15 protein-coding genes are annotated in these 18,081 nt (G+C 45.1%); 5 read left to right on the forward strand and 10 right to left on the reverse strand.

The features are described from left to right. Window positions 1-151: 151 nt before the first annotated feature. A complete protein-coding gene (locus tag DVY93_RS01375; protein WP_230708511.1) occupies window positions 152-841 on the forward strand; it encodes an esterase/lipase family protein in 690 nt (229 codons plus the stop codon). A 15-nt stretch (window positions 842-856) separates the two neighbouring features. Here DVY93_RS01375 and DVY93_RS01380 read toward each other — a convergent pair whose 3' ends face one another. The 4 genes from DVY93_RS01380 to DVY93_RS01395 form a co-directional block, all read right to left on the reverse strand. Continuing rightward, the gene (locus DVY93_RS01380) at window positions 857-2,164 is read right to left on the reverse strand and encodes a ribonuclease D (RefSeq protein WP_230708517.1); all 1,308 of its coding nucleotides are present in this window, start codon (window positions 2,162-2,164) and stop codon (window positions 857-859) included. Between the two features lie 291 nt (window positions 2,165-2,455). Next, window positions 2,456-3,049 carry a recombination mediator RecR gene (gene recR / locus DVY93_RS01385; RefSeq protein ID WP_230708519.1) on the reverse strand — a complete coding sequence of 198 codons (594 nt, stop codon included), beginning with the start codon at window positions 3,047-3,049 and terminating at the stop codon, window positions 2,456-2,458. Window positions 3,050-3,276: 227 nt separating this feature from the next. Further along, window positions 3,277-3,606: a YbaB/EbfC family nucleoid-associated protein gene (locus DVY93_RS01390; RefSeq protein ID WP_193005110.1), complete on the reverse strand. Its 330-nt coding sequence runs from the start codon at window positions 3,604-3,606 to the stop codon at window positions 3,277-3,279. 82 nt (window positions 3,607-3,688) lie between these two features. After that, complete coding sequence (locus DVY93_RS01395) at window positions 3,689-4,945, reverse strand: O-succinylhomoserine sulfhydrylase (RefSeq protein WP_230708669.1); 1,257 nt, start codon at window positions 4,943-4,945, stop codon at window positions 3,689-3,691. Between the two features lie 492 nt (window positions 4,946-5,437). Between DVY93_RS01395 and DVY93_RS01400 the strand changes: the two genes are divergently transcribed. From DVY93_RS01400 to dusA, 3 genes are all read left to right on the forward strand, one after another. Further along, window positions 5,438-7,087: a phospholipase D family protein gene (locus DVY93_RS01400; RefSeq protein ID WP_230708520.1), complete on the forward strand. Its 1,650-nt coding sequence runs from the start codon at window positions 5,438-5,440 to the stop codon at window positions 7,085-7,087. A gap of 246 nt (window positions 7,088-7,333) precedes the next feature. Next, a complete protein-coding gene (locus tag DVY93_RS01405) occupies window positions 7,334-8,635 on the forward strand; it encodes an MFS transporter (RefSeq protein ID WP_230708524.1) in 1,302 nt (433 codons plus the stop codon). A gap of 121 nt (window positions 8,636-8,756) precedes the next feature. Next, the gene (gene dusA, locus DVY93_RS01410; protein ID WP_230708525.1) at window positions 8,757-9,728 is read left to right on the forward strand and encodes a tRNA dihydrouridine(20/20a) synthase DusA; all 972 of its coding nucleotides are present in this window, start codon (window positions 8,757-8,759) and stop codon (window positions 9,726-9,728) included. Between the two features lie 50 nt (window positions 9,729-9,778). On the opposite strand, the gene DVY93_RS01415 is transcribed toward dusA, so the two are convergent. The 4 genes from DVY93_RS01415 to DVY93_RS01430 form a co-directional block, all read right to left on the reverse strand. Then, complete coding sequence (locus tag DVY93_RS01415; RefSeq protein ID WP_230708671.1) at window positions 9,779-10,570, reverse strand: CPBP family intramembrane glutamic endopeptidase; 792 nt, start codon at window positions 10,568-10,570, stop codon at window positions 9,779-9,781. A gap of 70 nt (window positions 10,571-10,640) precedes the next feature. Next, a complete protein-coding gene (locus DVY93_RS01420) occupies window positions 10,641-11,531 on the reverse strand; it encodes an alpha/beta fold hydrolase (RefSeq protein ID WP_230708526.1) in 891 nt (296 codons plus the stop codon). A 118-nt stretch (window positions 11,532-11,649) separates the two neighbouring features. Further along, entirely contained in the window at window positions 11,650-12,708 is a 1,059-nt protein-coding gene (sppA, locus tag DVY93_RS01425; protein ID WP_230708528.1) for a signal peptide peptidase SppA, read from the reverse strand. 364 nt (window positions 12,709-13,072) lie between these two features. Beyond that, complete coding sequence (locus tag DVY93_RS01430; RefSeq protein ID WP_230708530.1) at window positions 13,073-15,967, reverse strand: ComEC/Rec2 family competence protein; 2,895 nt, start codon at window positions 15,965-15,967, stop codon at window positions 13,073-13,075. Window positions 15,968-16,237: 270 nt separating this feature from the next. Between DVY93_RS01430 and DVY93_RS01435 the strand changes: the two genes are divergently transcribed. Continuing rightward, complete coding sequence (locus DVY93_RS01435; protein ID WP_193005116.1) at window positions 16,238-16,855, forward strand: DUF2062 domain-containing protein; 618 nt, start codon at window positions 16,238-16,240, stop codon at window positions 16,853-16,855. A gap of 38 nt (window positions 16,856-16,893) precedes the next feature. Here DVY93_RS01435 and DVY93_RS01440 read toward each other — a convergent pair whose 3' ends face one another. After that, window positions 16,894-17,199: a hypothetical protein gene (locus tag DVY93_RS01440; RefSeq protein WP_193005117.1), complete on the reverse strand. Its 306-nt coding sequence runs from the start codon at window positions 17,197-17,199 to the stop codon at window positions 16,894-16,896. 161 nt (window positions 17,200-17,360) lie between these two features. Further along, window positions 17,361-18,041, reverse strand: a complete 681-nt coding sequence (gene lolD / locus DVY93_RS01445; protein WP_230708533.1) for a lipoprotein-releasing ABC transporter ATP-binding protein LolD — start codon at window positions 18,039-18,041, stop codon at window positions 17,361-17,363. Between the last annotated feature and the right edge of the window lie 40 nt (window positions 18,042-18,081).

The raw sequence follows: 18,081 nt of genomic DNA on the forward strand, positions 1-18,081 counted from the left end.
TTTATCAAAAAAACCTCCAAGTCAGCAGCTGACTTGGAGGTTTTTATTTTGCGCATCGTGTTCAATAGTATTAACTATAAATGATAGTATTTAGCGATAGCATAAAATTCATGGGTACTTATATCCACTATTTACTTTGTTGGAAGCAAACATGCAACAAAAAAACCGCGTCATTCTATTACATGGGCTGCATCAAACGGCTTGGATTATGCGCCCTCTTGCCAAACGTTTGCAAAAGGCAGGATTTAACACCCATCAATACGGCTACCGTAGCCTGCGCGATAGTATCAACACCAACAGTGCTCACCTAAACGCATGGCTGGAAAAACATCACCATCCTGACCAGCCAGTAGATCTAGTCGGCCACAGTTTGGGAGGGTTGATCGTTCGTGACTTTGTCACTCAGTATCCCAAGTGGCAGATTGGCCGCTGCGTCACACTCGGAACACCGCATGTAGGGAGTATTTGTGCCGATTATATCTGGCGCTTAACGCCTGCTATGATGGGACGCTCATATATTGACGCGCTAGATGGAACCGTAGCACCCTTACCAGAGCACATTACCCTTGGCGTTATTGCGGGCAATCAGCCCTACGGTCTGGGGCAGTTATTTTTGCACTATCATAACCGCAAACTGCATAAATTAGGCAAGCCATTACTGAAGGAGCAACTTGTCCATGACGGCACCGTTTATGTGGCAGAGACTAAAATTGAGACAGCGTCTGACCATATCGTCATGCCAGTTTCGCACACTGGCATGCTGGTGGATAAAGAAGTCGCTGAGCAAACAAGATACTTTTTAGAGCATGGGCAGTTTAAACGTGAAACCCTTAATAACTAAGCGTCTAAAAACTCATCAAATCCTAATACCCATGCCTTGTTGTAGTTCAGTCTTGTGCTTTTCAATGACTGGAATCAGGGTTTGGAGCACCCAGTCGTTGCGCCAGCCCTTTAATCCTTGCGGCAACTCGCTTAGATCTTTATCAAAAGCAATCACTTCATACAGTTGACCCAGCCATTTTTTGCGCATGAGGACACTCGCTGGTACGCCTATGCTACGCGCATGATCATCAATTGCTTGCTGCACAGCTTTAGACAGTACTTTGTTTTTTGAGCGATAAGGCGGTAATAGACAATCTGGATGCTCAGCAGGTGGCAGATTTTTTGCGTCTCTTATCACCTTAAGCAACTCTTCACCGTACAGTCGCAACATACTACGGTGCATCGTCGTTTTATGCGCCAGCTCGCGCATGCTATTTGGTTTTTCAGTGACCATCTCACGCACGGCTTGTTTTTTGATGACGAAAGTACGCGGCTGATTGGTCGCCCGTGCCAGCTCTTCTCGCCAAGTAGCGACCGCTTTTAGTATCGCCATCTGCTGCGAGGTATAGCGATAATCTGCCATCGTTAAATACATTGCCTCATCTTCAACATGCTGAGCGGCATACAAATCACTGGCATAAAGCTGGCAGTCTGCCCATACATAATTGTATAAACCCTGCTTTTTTAGCTCGTACTCAAGACTTAAATACAGCGCTGGCAAATAACGTACATCATCAATCGCATATTGCTCTTGCTCATCTGACAATGGGCGCTGTAGCCAATCTGATTGGCTTTGCTCTTTGTCAATATGCATGTCCAACTGATCATCAAGCGCTTGCTGATAACCCATTTGTAATTGACCGGTCAAATAAGACAACGCAATTTGCGTATCGAAAATATTGGTCAATGGTGGACAGCCAGACAACAAGTAGAAAATACCCAAATCCTCACCGCAAGCGTGCCAAATGGCTATATCAACGTCACGGAGCGCTTGCCATAGCTCCGCCAACTGCAACTGCGGGGCATCTAGTAAATAGATATGATCGCCAATGTTTAGCTGGACCAATGCCAAGCGTGGATAATACGTATCACGCTTGATAAATTCAGTATCTAGTGCCACGCGCCCGCAAGTGGCCAACGCATCAACCACTTCCGCCAACTGGCTTTGCTCGCGCACCCACGTAACCTCAACCTCATCAGCGATGTCTAACAACGCCTCGATATCCGGCTCTAAAGGCACGTCTACTGACGTCATCCTAGTATTTTCTGACGCCTTTATCTCATCAGTCACATCAGGAGTATTTGCTTGAGGGTTTGAAGCATTGTTAGCATTATTGGACACGGGCAGATACCTGCATAAATAGAATAAAATAAAACGCTAAACAGCGTCTTAATAGAATGGGATAAAAAACAGTAATAAAGCTATTATAACAACATCGTTAAATAAATCAGACTTTGCTGTTATAACCACACTATAGTCGGTTGAAAATAAAATCGATACGTTAATATTTCGTTCTAATGGGATAAATTTTTCTTGCTTGCTGTTCGCAGGCATGACAGAGGCTGCGAAAAATTTATCCCATTCACTGTGTATCGATCTTAAATAGAATGAACTATATAAAAAGGAGCGGTGCTACAAAAAAGAGCGATTTTGCATGGCTTGACCGAGCGTCATGCTATCAAGGTATTCAAGCTCACCGCCCATGGGCACCCCTTGCGCTAAACGGGTGATTTTATCAACATGACGACTCACCGCCTCACTGATGAAATGGGCTGTGGTCTGACCTTCAACGGTCGTACCTGTTGCCAGTATCAGCTCCCCAACTGGCTCTTGCTTGACTCGCCATACCAGCTGATCAATATTTAAGTCGTCCGCGCTGATACCATCAATCGGTGATAAATGGCCGCCTAACACAAAATAGCGTCCACGGTATCCTGCGGTCTGCTCAATCGCCATGACATCTGCCGCCGTTTCAACCACACACAACAGTCCATCATCACGCCTAGGGTCTTGACACAACGGGCAGACGGCATCATCACTAAAGCTATGACAGCGCTGGCATTCGACGATATCACGCATCGCGTCATCAAGCGCTTGGGCGAGCGCCATCCCCTGTGGGCGTTTTTTGGTGAGCAAATGTAGCGCCATACGTTGGGCACTTTTTTGCCCCACACCCGGCAAAACACGCAGCTGTTTGACCAGCTGATCAAATTTGGCTGTCAGCAAAGTTACTTCCTTTATTTATAAACCATAGCTATAAAAATGGGGTCGTATCGTGTCGATAACAACCCCATTTCCTTCATGAATATAGACAGATAACATACCGTTAGCTAAATATAAAACAAGTCGTATATCAATCCCAGAAACTCAAGATAACGAGGAAGACGAGTGCTAGCGCTACTTTTAGTAGGCTTAGCGAGTCTGACAAAGTTAGCTTGGTTTTGGGACGGATATTAGAACATACCTTGCATACCTGGTGGTAGACCCATACCTGAGGTAGCACCCGCCATGGTTTCTTCGTATAGCTCATCCGCTTGGCGAACCGCATCATTGATAGCAGCGGCAATAAGATCTTCGATCATATCAGGCTCATCTTCTAGCAAGCTTGGATCGATGGTCAAACGTTTAACCACATGACGACCCGTCATGGTTACTTTTACCAAACCACTGCCTGCCTCGGCTTGTACTTCTTTGTTAGCCAGCTCTTTTTTGGCATTTTCAACGTTTGTTTCGACTTTCTTTTGCATCGTTTGAGCTTGTTGCATCAGTGCTTGAATATTCATAGTTGCCTCTTTGTCTTTTATAGTAATAAGTAATGATTGATAACGTAACGTGAATGCGTTATTGACGATTATACCGTTATCTTTACAAACTGTCTAAACCACGCGCCAAATCTTTGATAATATCTTCCACATCTTCAAGACCGACCGATAGACGAATCAAACCATCTTTGACCCCTGCTTCGGCTCGGGCTTCAGCGGTCAAGCGAAAGTGAGTGGTGGTCGCAGGATGGGTAATCGTGGTTTTGGCATCGCCCAAATTATTGGTAATAGAGACCATTTGGGTTGAGTCAATCACGTGCCAAGCAGCGGCTTTTGGATCGCGTCTATTTGAATCACTACTGTTAGATGGCATCACTTCAAACCCCATGATAGCACCATAGCCGTCTTGCATATGATGTTGGCGCGTTGCCAGCTCATGCGCAGGATGATCGCTCAATCCTGAGAAATGCACCTTACTCACATTAGGATGATTGACCAAGAATTGGGCCACTTGGTTGGCATTATGACAATGCGCTTGCATACGTAATTTCAGCGTCTCAAGCCCTTTGGTAAACACCCAAGCATTAAATGGACTCATGCTGATACCACCTGAGCGGACGACAGTAAACGCTTCTTGCATCAGCGCATCACTACCAACCAATGCTCCGCCCAATACTCGACCCTGTCCATCTAGATATTTAGTGGCAGAATGAATGACAACATCAGCACCCAAATCTAACGGGCGTTGCAGTGCCGGAGTGGCAAAACAATTATCCACCACCAATAAGATGTCATTGGCTTTACACAACTGACTTAAATAACCGATATCGCAAATTTGGGCCAATGGATTACTTGGGCTTTCACAATAAATCACCTTAGTATTTGGCTGTACCGCTTTTGCCCACGCGTCATTGTCAAAGCAATCAACGTAGCTGACTTCAACACCAAACTTCGCCATATAGTTATTGAATAGGCCGATGGAGGAACCAAATAACTGATTGGCCGCCAGTAGATGATCGCCCGCTTTTAGATACGCCAAGCACATCGTGAGAATAGCGCCCATACCAGAGGCGGTCGCAACGGCACGTTCGCCATTCTCTAATGCCGCCAATCGACGCTCAAAGGTACGCACACTTGGATTGGTATGACGCGAGTAGACATTGCCGGTTTTGGTACCATTAAAGTGCGCCGCTGCATCAGCCGCTGAGTGATAAACATAAGAGCTGGTGGTAAAAATAGGCTCTGAGTGCTCCCCTTCATCCGTACGGTGTTGACCCGCCCGCACTGCGATGGTCTGCATCCCATAATCAAGCCCTAAATCTAAGGCATCGTTGCGCCAGTTTGGATCTAACTTATCCATTGAGTTTTTTTGGTTTAAATTGTTCTCATCTTGGGTTTGCGACTGACTCATAAAGGTTCCGTTGCTTGAGTTGTTATAAAATGACTGCGTATTTTTTGACTATCGAATGAATTGAGGACACGCTCTAGGGCACAGCGTTATCATATCATGCCAACTTATTCCAAACAGCTGGTTTCAGGTGAGTGCTAAACGTTGTTTTTGCATACCCGTTTCTCTATTTATTAATGCGGATTATTAACGCGGAATGGCAGCCAAGAGAAAACCCTGACTGCACGGTTTTGAATTCGGCGCTCAATACAATAAAAATAACGTATTTATAATAGGCAGAGCGGTTTACAGCTGCTAAGCTTAGCGGCGATTTAGATTTTGACTTGGACGAAATTATTATACGCCTCATAATCAGTGCTATCATCTATAAAAACCGACCGCAAGCGCAAGCTCATTTTTTAGCCACTTATTTATTGTATTAAGGCTCACTAAGGTAACTCATTTATGTCGATGCTCAGTATGGAACCAAGCAACTTATCATTGAGTCTAACACTCGGACTGACCTTGAGTCTTAGTGCCTGTCAGAGTTTACCTAAGCAGCCACATTTGCCTGAAAGCCAAGCGTTATCAGCACGAATTAATGCCTTATATCAACCAGAGAATAACCAAAAAATAGAACAAAATGACACAGCCGCCACCACTAACAACAGTGTCGATCTGGTGGGCGCTATTAGCGAGCAAAACGACATTCATCCGGATCTGTCAGGCTATCACCCAATCGTGACGGGTGCCAACGCTTTTGCCTCCCGCAGTATCTTAACAGACATGGCCACACGCAATATCGACGCTCAGTACTACATTTGGCATGACGACCAAGCCGGTCAGCTACTCTTAAAAGACTTATGGAAAGCAGCAGAGCGCGGCGTGATTGTACGGTTGTTATTAGACGATTTTAATAATAACGTCAAACTCGATCAGCATCTGTTACGCTTTTCTAGTCACCCTAACATTGCAGTGCGTATTATTAATCCTTTGATGCACCGCAAATTTCAAACCTTAAATTATGTCACAGGTTTGCCGCGTATCAATCGCCGTATGCACAATAAAAGTATGACCTTTGATAAGCAAATCACCATTATTGGTGGACGTAACATTGGCAACGAATATCTCAGTAACGATCAAAATAGCCAATTTGCAGACTTGGATGTTTTACTCATCGGTAAAGTAGTCGCAGATATTGATAACAGCTTTGCCAGTTACTGGTCATCTCCTTTGTCATTTGATATCGAAACCTTAGTCACACCGGACAGTAGCGAAACCTCTGACTTCTTGGCGGCTTTAGACAAGCTCGGTCCAGAAAAAGCAAACAACACCAATAGCGATTTGACTGTGTATAAAGCCGCTATTGAAGAATCCACGATAGACAGTGATTTAATCAATAAACGGGTGCCCTTTCGCTGGACAGACATGCAATTTTTGAGTGATGACGTGGGCAAGCTTACCAAAACAGTCCCGTCTGAGACCAATTTGGTGCATCAGCTGCGTACCTTGTTAGGCAGCCCAACCAAGCAACTAACCATCATCTCCTCTTACTTTGTACCGACTAAAGATGGCGTCAATACATTGGTACAGCTGGCTGAGGCTGGTATTGACATTAAGATTTTGACCAACTCATTTGATGCCACTGATGTGACAGCCGTTCATTCTGGCTACAGCCAATGGCGTCCTAGTCTGCTACGCGCTGGCGTCAAAATCTATGAGCTAAAATCGACAGCGTCTGAAGAAAAACGTGAAAACAAATTATGGAAAGCCCGCAGTCAATCCTCAACCAGCTTACATGCAAAAACCTTTGCCGTTGATGACTATCAAGTATTCATTGGCTCTTATAATGTCGATCCCCGCTCTGCCAACATCAATACTGAGATGGGAGTGATTATCAATGATGATCAGCTTGCAAAACAGTTACATGGCGCGCTTAGTGATGACTTATTGAACCAAGCTTATGAAGTGAAATTATTAGATAACGGCAAACTGCAGTGGCATACCATGGAAGATGATCAAAAAGTGGTTTACGATTCAGAGCCGCGCGTCGATGTGGGTGACCATATTTGGCTCACTATCATGTCATGGTTACCGATCGATTGGCTACTATAGCTGTCGCACCTGAGAAACCGAAGAAAACTTATCATTCATATTTAACTCGCGTCAGAGCGCTTGAGTGGGACACTTTTGGCTTGAGCGCCCTTAAGTCAATTATTTGTTTTTCAAACACTTTATAGTTCAAACCCCTTTATTTTTTCGGCAAATCACTGTCTGTACTGATTTGTCGTTTTTTATTATAGCCAGTTACCTAGATAACTGTCTTAACGAGCACTTTTACATGTGGATGCGCGACCTATTATGCCTTCTCGTTCTCAATATGCACTAATGTCTTCTAAAGACAGAAATACAGTCCTATTTATGTGCTTTAGCAGCGCAGTCGCATTTTTTGATTTTTTGATTTATTTATATCTCTCAGACATTGTGGCGGCCGCTTTTTTTCCTGTCAATGTCAATCCCGCTATTACAAAAATTCAAGGGCTTGGACTTTTTGCGATTGGTTACTTAGCCCGTCCTATTGGCGGTATCATCTTTGGTCGTTATGGTGATATTAAAGGCCGAAAGCCCGTCCTATTAATCAGCCTGTTAGTGACCGCAGGCAGCTTATTGGCGATGGCATGCTTGCCGACTTATGCACAGTGGGGTTTAATCGCGCCCGCCTTGTTTATTACCCTACGGCTCATACAAGGTATCGCATTTGGGCTTTTTGTCCCACTCGCTTGGGTTTTTGTAGCAGAGCATGTTCCTCGGCAGTATTTGTCAGTGGCCTGTAGTTATGTCACGGCCAGTTTTTATGTCGGCGTATTATTCTCCAACGCTTTTTTTCTTTGGCTGACGAATACCATGAGTACTGAGCAGCTGGCGGACTACGGTTGGCGTTTGCCATTTTTTATCGCAGCTATCTTGAGTCTTTTGCCGCTATTGGCATGGCGCTGGATAGATGAGTCACCGTTTTTTATTGAATTGAAAAAATCCCAACCGAATGACTACGTTGCCAAGCCATTCAGACTCCTCTTTAAGCACTGCAAACACGCCATATTTATTGGTATGCTTCTCACTGTGATTGTGTCTAGTATCACCACGGTCATTGTGCTTTTGCTCCCTGATTTAATTGAATTACGCTTTACACTAGACAACGATTTATTTGATTTTTCTCACAGTTTGGGTATTGTGTTTATGATTTTTGGGTGTGTGTTTTATGGAATAATATCCAACCATCAAAACTTTGGTAAAATTTTGACGATTGGTTCCATTTTATTAATCGCTCAGATGTTTGTGTTTTTTTACCATCTGCAGGGAAGCGGTGATTATATTTTAATCATGTATGCGCTTTTGGGTTTTTGTGCCGGTATCGTTGGTATGATACCCGCTATCCTAGTACAGTTATTTCCAACCAACGTACGGCTAACAGGGATGACTTTTTGTTATAATGTGGCCTACGGTATTGTGGGTGTATTGGTGCCTTTTGGGCTTGGCTATGCCACTTTGTATGTGAGCTTTTCACCAGCGCTCTATATCGCTTTTATCGGCTTTATTGGCATCATCATGGGCATATATTTTTATAACTTGCCTGAATTCAAAAAGCTCAATCATGTTATCTAGTGAGCGTGTCGATTAAACTTAAGGTGTGATGCGGTCTATCATCCGTTACGCCTTATTCTTCTATTTACGATAAAAACCTTCGTGTCAATGTTCAAACATTTAAATATTAAGGCAAAGAACCATGGTTGATATGACCAACAAGAGACTTTCTGTCGCCCCCATGATTGATTGGACGACAACAGATTACCGTTACTTTGCGCGGCTGTTTAATCCGCATGTCTATTTATACACTGAGATGATCAGTACGGGTGCCTTGATACATGGTAATCGAGCACGGCATCTGCGCTTTGATACGCTCGAGCATCCGCTCGTGCTACAACTTGGTGGCGCAGATATCGCGGAGATGACACAGTGCGCCGAATTTGCTCAGCAATACGGCTATGATGAAGTCAATATCAACGTTGGCTGCCCCTCTGATCGCGTGCAGCACAATAAGATTGGGGCTTGCTTAATGGCAGAGCCTAAAATCGTTGCAGGCTTAGTCACACACATGCAAGCCGCGGTCGACATACCTGTGACAGTGAAGCACCGTATTGGTATTGATGATTTTGACAGTTATGAGTTTATGGTAGATTTTGTCCAGACGGTGGCTGCTGCTGGCTGTACACGTTTTATCGTTCATGCGCGTACTGCTTGGCTACAAGGGCTTAGCCCCAAGCAGAACCGTGAGATACCGCCGCTGCGTTACGATGATGTCTATCGTCTAAAACAAGACTTCCCAGAACTGGATATCGAAATTAACGGTGGTATCGATACCGTCGCTGATATTGAAACCCACTTGCAGCATATCGACGGCGTGATGATTGGACGGGCGTTTTATCACAACCCTTATTTGCTGGCAGAAGCCAATAGCTTATGGGGCAAGCTAGCCCCTAAGCGTTCAGAAATTTTAGAGCAGCTATATCCTTATCTACAAGAGCAAATTGAAAAAGGGGAAGCGCTGCCAACGATGACCCGCCACTATCTAGGCTTGTTTCAAGGTCTGATGGGGGCACGCAAGTGGCGACAGGCACTGAGTGGCAAACCTCAGCTAACCCTCGATGATGTCAAACGAGCCGCAGACGAGGTTTTACTATTAAACCCTGACGCATAGCCAACTTTATCGGAAGACCCTAACGGCCATAGTGATAACCGTTAGGGTATTTACGCCGCTTGCGCAAGATACTGCCACATCGCCGCCCCATTATTAATGACGTGCAATAACATCGGCAACAATAACGAACCCGACTTGACACGCGCATAGCAAAATATCAACGCCAACACCACGATGGTGCTGACCTCATAGATGCCATACTGCACATGAATCACCGCAAATATCAAACTGGTCACAAGACTCGCGACTATCGCTCCGCGATGCTCTGAAGCAGCTTGTGCCGTATACTGCTCAGCAATCGCCGACCATAGTACACCGCGAAAGATCAACTCCTCATATAGCGGTGCCACGATCACCATTGCCACCACCAGCAACCATACTGAACTGACAGACTGATATAAAGGATCGACGAATACCAGTGGTGTCTCATCAAACCAGTACGTCAACGCCTGACTGATAATCATAAATAGCAACAGCAGCCCAAACATGCCCATGCCTACTGCAAAGGAAAAAGGCTTTAACGCCAGATACTGACGAACACGCCCGCCTCGTAAACGAATCACTAAAACGCTAATCGCTACTAAGAGCACACAGCCAATCATGATGGAGAGACTCACCACTGTCCCATCATTACTACCAAAAAAGAATATATCGCTGGCGGTCGAGGTTTTATGAGCCGGTAATACTAACGTGCCAGCGATGTACACACCTAGTAGCTGACTGATAAAAAACGCAAGCACCATTCCTATCGTCAGCAAAAACGCCCCTAAGCGTGAAAATAGTGGCGGTGGCTTATTAGCTGCCGTCGTCAAATTGTGTGAAGCGGTAACGTCTTTTAGCATAGTATCGTAACTCAAAAAGTGCTCTATCAGCCCATCTCTATCATAAACGTCGATAATAAATCATTAGCGACTAGCTCGGTAACTGCTGCTTAATCACAGTCGACACCTGCTGCGCGACAGAGTCTGGATATTCAAGTGGGAACATATGGCCACCAGCGTGAGTCTGATAAGGAATGCCTAATCTTGATTTGACTTGCTGCGGAAATTGTCGTTTTAAAAATATGCTGTCTTCACCGATAATCAAGGTGACAGGCGGCTTAGGCCCACGATTTGGTGCAAGCCAATACCAAGAGGGATTGGTACGAAACACGGCCACTTCACTGTCCTTAGGAATGGCCAATGTCACCTTACCGTCTGCACGTTCATGTAAGCCATGATCGATGTATCCTTGAAAACTACGCTCGTCAAAATTTTTAAAAAACCCTTTGTGTCGCATTTTTTCGTAGGCTTCTGCGCGGCTATCCCACACGTCACGGCGGTGTTTGGACACGCCAGCTGGCGATAATTTATCCATCAAACGATGATTCATGAATGGCAATCTATCCACGGTCTTTGCCAAATGCCACAGCAAACTGACTTTGCCATAAATCCAAGGGGGATCCATCAATACCGCTTGGGCAAAGTAATCAGGCGCACGGTACAAGGCTTGCAACGTACACATGGCACCAAGCGAATGACCGACCGCGACGACTTGTGTGACACCATGCCTCTCACAGGTCTGTTTCACACTATCGACAATCTGCTGCGTGAGACTGCGCCAGTGGTCATCCACCGGGTAGTCGGGCGTGGCACCCAACATCGCAATATACTCAATCGTAAAAAATTTCGCCAGATTCTCAAAAAAAGGCTGATAGACCGCACTTGGCATCCCATTGGCGTGGGCAAAATGTAGAACGGGCTTTTTTGTTAATTTAGAGACAGGTAGCGCAGCAAAGGTCTGCAAACTGATTTCATCACTCATGACGGCTCTCATTGTAAATATTTTTTATGGTGCTTAACGCTTACATACAATTAAGGCTGAGCATAATCCTACGCTCAGCCTCAACAATCATACACTCTAAATCTAAAACATAAAACGCTTAACGCATCTGCGCATTACCTTCTTCTTGCGGTAAGATTTTATCAAGGCTGACACTAGAACCAATGCCTGCACCCAACTGAACAGCAAAACGATCCATAAACATCTGGAACGGATCTGTTGGGCTATAGTTGACTACATTATCAAGCTCTAACTGTTTTTCTAAGGTTGCGATGCTACCTTTTTTGTCTGCTAAGCCAAGCTCAATAGATTGCTCACCTGTCCAAAATAACCCTGAAAACAGCTCGTTTTGTTCAGGATTTTTTAGGCGATCACCGCGACCTTCTTTGACCGCGTTGATAAAGTGCTGATGCGTATTGGCCAAAACTTTTTCGACATGATTTTCTTCATAATCAGTCAATGGACGCGATAAGCTTAAGATATCTTTGTATTCACCAGCCGTGATCGTACGATCTTCTACACCAACCTTATCCATTAAACCTTTAATGTTATAGCTTGGCATAATCACCCCAATAGAACCAACCAAGCTTGAGGGATTGACATAAATTTCGTCTGCGGCCGACGCAATGTAATAAGCGCCTGATGCACCAATATCACCAATCACCGCATAAAGCTTTTTGTCAGGATATTCTTGGCGCAAGTCCATCATATTCTGCCAAATTTCATCAGACTGTACTGGTGACCCACCAGGCGAGTTGATCTCTAATGCCACCGCTTTTGAATTGCTGTTTTCAAAGGCGCGAGTTAATGCCTCATTGACATCATAAGCATTGGCCACATCGCCGCTACTAATCACACCTTGCAGCTCAACCACCGCTAAATGCGGCTGGCTCGTATCAACACCATCTAACCCTGTAGGGGCTTGGCTGGTACAACTACGCCCAAGCAGCAAAAATATCAGCAATAGGTAGCCAAAGGTGAGTAGTTTAAAAAAGATACTCCAACGACGGGCACGACGCTGCTCAACCACACTAGCCAATAAAGTAGTTTCCAGCAGTCGCCACTCTTGTCCACTCGGCTGGTTTGGCTGCTGAATCGGTGTGGGCTGATTTGTCGAATTGTCAGGACGTTTGTTGGGGTCTGGTGGCCAGTTGGGCATATAACTTCCTAAGTCAGAAACAATCTAAAACGATAAAAATGACATAAAAAATAGATAGAGTAAGAAGATCATGTCCTCTCACTGTATTTGTCATCTGTATTCACAAGCTGCTAAGTATGGTGGTATTTCAATTCTGGTTCAATAGTATAACTGTGAAATATCACCATATTGTAACGCTGATCATATAAGCCATTTTTTTAATGGCCTGTATCACTAGCATGGTCAATGAATGTAAGCGGCTCACTTTAAAACCGATACAGCGCGACTGGAATGAATTTTTTGTGGCCTCTGTGATAACAGTAAGTAAGGAAAATTTATACCAGTCGCGCGTGGCTACTAACTACTAACTACTAACGAATCGATTTTATTTCGAACTTACGGTAGTATTTAACGCTAAGGCTACTTCTAAGGCCTTCTCATCATAAGTCATGATCTTATTTATGCGCTGCTGCCGTAACACATCGGCCGTTATATCAGAGGCACTATGACCCAGCCAAATGACGTCATCAAACCTTGTCTCTTTATCCGTTTTCTCAGCGACACACAGTAATGACCACATTTGCCAAACGCGCTGATGCGTGTCTGCATTTAAAACAACGCGTGATGAAGACGCCTGAGTATGGTGAGGCGATGATTGGACACTTGGTGTGAGTGTTTGAGCAGTGGCAGATAGCGATCTCATTGGATCGGCAGCATTATATATTAACACTCGCATGGGTAAATGAGTATCGATAGCCACGGTACAGTCCCAAACGTTGGCATCACCTATCTTGCTCCAGCCCGTCATCGCCTCTATGGACAAACCCCCAGTCGCCAATTGCCATAATTTTCCTTGTTCGCAACGTTGAGCGCTGATAGCCGATGTGGATAAGCTCTTAGAGTGATTGCCTGTTTGATAGGCTTGCTGCATCTTAGGCCAACGATCAGAGCGTCCTGCTTGCCAGTATTGACTGACAGGTAGTCGCTGATTTAACTGAGCCACTGTCATTGGTAGTAGCTCAGAGGGCGCAGCATTCGAGACCGTGCGCTTATGGTCAGTAGTCAGCGTGGCAGTCAAACCAACCCTAGCACTCTGCACGACGATGCCTTCTAGTTTGTTGACTGATAAGCTGCCTAGCTGCTGCTCTAAGCTCATAGAGAGCTTGTCTGCCGTCAAATGACTTGGCACCGTTCGTGTGGTTGTGGGCCGATGATCGGCTAAAAACAGCCAGCTAACGTTCTTCTTCGTTTGGCCTGTCGCTAGTGACTGACTATTATTATTCTTACTAGCATTCTCATCATTGACAATAGGATACTGCAACAACACGGCGCTTACATAGCGATCACCCGTTGGCAAAATGTACAACGTCGGTATCGTCATCAGTGACTGCTGATTGGCATAGACCGTCATTATTAACAAGGTTAGAGGAGGCAGTGCCAGCCAACGACTAACTAACCCTCGTGGTAGTAGCCAAGGCAATATGCTTAGTAATACCATAAGCAGTATGGCCATGTTTATTGGTGTGTACAGCCACGCTTTTGCCAACACGGGCATTGAAGTTAGCCCTGTTATCCATTCATGCAAACCAGCCACGATGGCAATAACGAGCGCCCAAATGCTATTGGCTATAACGGGAGATAAAAGGTAACACAGTCCGGCCAGTAGATTCAGCGGAACGATCACCCAGCCAAACAGACCAATTGCAAATAAATTTATGACCAGTCCCCACAGCGATGCTTTGCCAAACAACAGCAAGGTGATGGGTAATAAAGTAATAAATAACCAAAATTGCAATGTGAACATGCGCTTAGAGAGAGCCCAAACACGCTTAACAAGCGCATTTCCTGCCTTGGTCCTATGGGACGCGACAGTAGATTGCGCATACTTGTATGACGTGTCGTCATATTTGAGTAACAAGGCCACGGCAATAAAAGACAACCAATAACCTGCCTGCCAAAGTACATATGGGTCTTGCCATGCCATCAGTACTGCTAGAGCCAACAAAACACGCATAGTACTAATCGGCAACAATGTTAAACGCACCACCCCTATCGCCAATAGCATCCATGCAGTACGTGCTGCTGGCACATCAAACCCAGTGAATAGCGCATAGATAAAAGCCGCCCCAATCATCACCCACCAACGTACTTGCCAACGCGGAACGTAACGATAAACCAGAGGACACAGTCGATTAAATATCAGTACAACGCCGCCAGCCAACATGATCGCTAAAAACAAAATGTGCGTCCCTGAGATAGCAAGCAAATGCGAGATGCCCGCCAGCTGATACAAGTCTTTGGTATCACGATTGATTAAACTGCGATCGCCTGTGAGCAAGCTTAATGTGACCGCCTTTGCTTGCTGCGCTTCTGTGGTCTGCTCTGCCCAATCTTGATAAAAGTACTGCCGTAACTGCCAACGTCCTTGGTCAATATGGGTGCGAAAACTCTGTAGGTACGAGTGAGAAGCAGGCGCTAATACTGATGAACTGGCGCTCACAATCGGTGAGCTGGTGGCCAAGACATTCGCTACCCCATCAATATGACGACCTCGTAGCCAGCGATAGCTATCAAACCCAGACGGATTGTTTGTCGCTTGCTCAGAAGTAGCCAAAGGCGCAAGGGTTAAGCTCATAAACAACTGATCGCCTGGTTGCAAGTGGTTTAAGCGTGCAAGCTGGCTGTTATTCGACGACTTTTTTGGATAGGCGTTGAGTAGTACGCGGTGTTTGCTGTCACCACCCTCATCTTTATCTAACTCACTCACTGTAAGGGTATCTAAATCTTGAGTGGTTAACTCAGACACTAAAGGTGACACGTGGCTGATGGTAGCAACTTGTCTATAACTACTATCCGTAGCAGCATCATAGACACTGTCACTTATCCCCTCGATAGTCACTAGTGCCTGCACACGCATTGGCTTAGTAACTTCTGTCATTTCTGCTTGCTGATGACTAATCATCGCTTGCAAGGCACTGCCAATAACGAGCGCCATGGCTAATGCAACGACTAAAGTATGATTGAGGATACGGCAGGCACGGTTGGGATGACAAGGTAAATAGCTAGGCGATTTTTGAGAAATGCTACTGCGATTGACGGCAGGGACATTAAATTGAGCAAGCACCATCAGAGTGATGGCAAGAATAATAAGTGATAAAGGTAAGGCAGGCGCAATAGCATTATCCACGAGCAGTGAACCAATCGGCATCGCTACACTATCCGCGACCGCCAAAACGCCCATCATAGCGACAACAATCAAACTACCCATCAACCAGTACACCAGCGCTCCTTGCTTGATGATATGAATACTATAAGCCAGCTAACGACCGTACTATACTCGTATGAGCGGTTATGTATGATCGAAAAAAATACCTGAACATAAACGGGTGGTTAAATCCGTCATAACAACTGATACGTGATGCAATAGCATTTATATTTATATTACCCTATACTGATTAGACATATTGCGCTGACGATAATCTGGCATCATCATCCTATATACCCTTACCCATATTTTTTATTAATAATATCACTTTATAGCAGTCCATCAATGCGATTGAGCGGACTGTCGTTAACGATTAAAGGCGATCCTGTGCCCCAAAAACGTCTGAAGGACCTGCTTCCTACACCAGAGAAAATCCTAGAAAGTCGCACCTTAAAACTGTTCGCACCGCATTTGGCTGACCCTCGGTTGTGGCAATTCAATCGTCATAGCCTAAATAAAGCGGTTTACATTGGTGTGCTTAGTGCCTTTTTCCCCTTGCCAGGGCAGATGTTACTGGCACTAATCGGCTCATTGGTTTTCCGTGCCAATGTCCCTATGGCGCTTGGTCTTACTTGGATCACCAATCCACTCACCAGTTTGCCTATCTTTTATGCAGGCTACTATGTCGGCGCCAAAATCATCGACGTACCGATGATTAGCCTACGACTCATTGGTCGAATGATTGCTGATTTTAGCTTATGGGCACTATCAGACGGTGCCAATCCATTTATCACCTATCGCGGAACCGTATCGATTGCGGCATTTTGTATAGGGCTGACCATCTTAGCGATTGTCACCAGCCTCATTTGTGGACTGGCGTTTAAAGCCGTTTGGCGTTATAGAACCGTCGTCAGCTGGCAAAAGCGTCAGCAGCAATCTTCTGATAAAACACCAAAACCTTAGGGTTTTTATCTTAACGCCACCATATTTCTGTGGGCAAATCAGTCTTCTTTGTTCTGCTCTATAGCGTCAAGAATATTGTCGGTAAGATTCATGTCCATCACAAAAACATCAATCACCTCCTCATCTTTTAGAAGCGTGTAGCGCTTGCCTGTCGCACTATCTTGAGCCTTTAAATCATAATCAACACCCGCCAAAGTGATGGCATCAAAAACAGGGGTGAGTAAATCTATTTGTGCTTGTTTATCAATCGTATCGAACAACGTCGGATCCATATAAGGTTTTAATGGTTCTACGCCTTCTTCGGCACTGCCAAAGGCATCGATTGGGTTGTCATCTTCAGTCATTATATATCTTCCTATAAGTGAACATGGCCGCTCACTGCCAACCTTGTTTATAACCTCTTTCCTTGTTTATAACTTCTTAATTGTAACTTCTGCTATGCGTTTGTTGATAGGACAATGGTAAACAGACCTTACTCAACTATCTAGCCTTGCTTGTAACCCGTCTAATACTGCTCCCAATGACCATTACGTAGCAGTAGCTGACGATCTGCTAGCGCCGCCAAATTGCGATCGTGGGTCACCATAAGTAATGCTGTTTGCATGGTATTTTGTAATTCTGACAGCAGTCCGAAAACGCTTTGTGCATTGTCATAGTCCAAATTACCTGTCGGCTCATCGGCTAAGATAAGCGACGGCTTAGTGACAAGCGCACGGGCAATGGCCACACGCTGACGTTCACCACCTGATAACTCACCTGGGCGATGCGCCAAACGGTGCTCAAGACCCACACTTTCTAAAATAGCAATTGCTTGTTGACGCGCTTCAGTGATCGACACTTTTGGACGCATCAGTAAAGGCATAGCAACGTTTTCAACAGCGGTAAATTCAGCCAATAGATGATGGAACTGATAGATAAATCCCAAATGCTTATTACGCATTGCCCCACGTTCAGTCTCATTCATACTATTTAACAACTGACCGTGTAACCAGACTTCTCCACTGGTTGGCGTATCAAGGCCGCCAAGCAAGTGTAGCAAGGTACTTTTGCCTGAACCGCTGGTACCAACAATAGCAATGCGCTCGCCAGCATGAACGGTCAAATCAAGGCCAGTCAATACTTGCGTACTGACCGCCCCCTCATCATATATCTTGTTGATGTTTTTTGCCTCTAAAATGGCAGACATGATGCTTCCTTTATTTTATTTATGTCGGTATTGGTGCGTT

This window comes from Psychrobacter sp. CCUG 69069 (assembly GCF_021023115.1).
GTDB classification, from domain to species: domain Bacteria; phylum Pseudomonadota; class Gammaproteobacteria; order Pseudomonadales; family Moraxellaceae; genus Psychrobacter; species Psychrobacter namhaensis.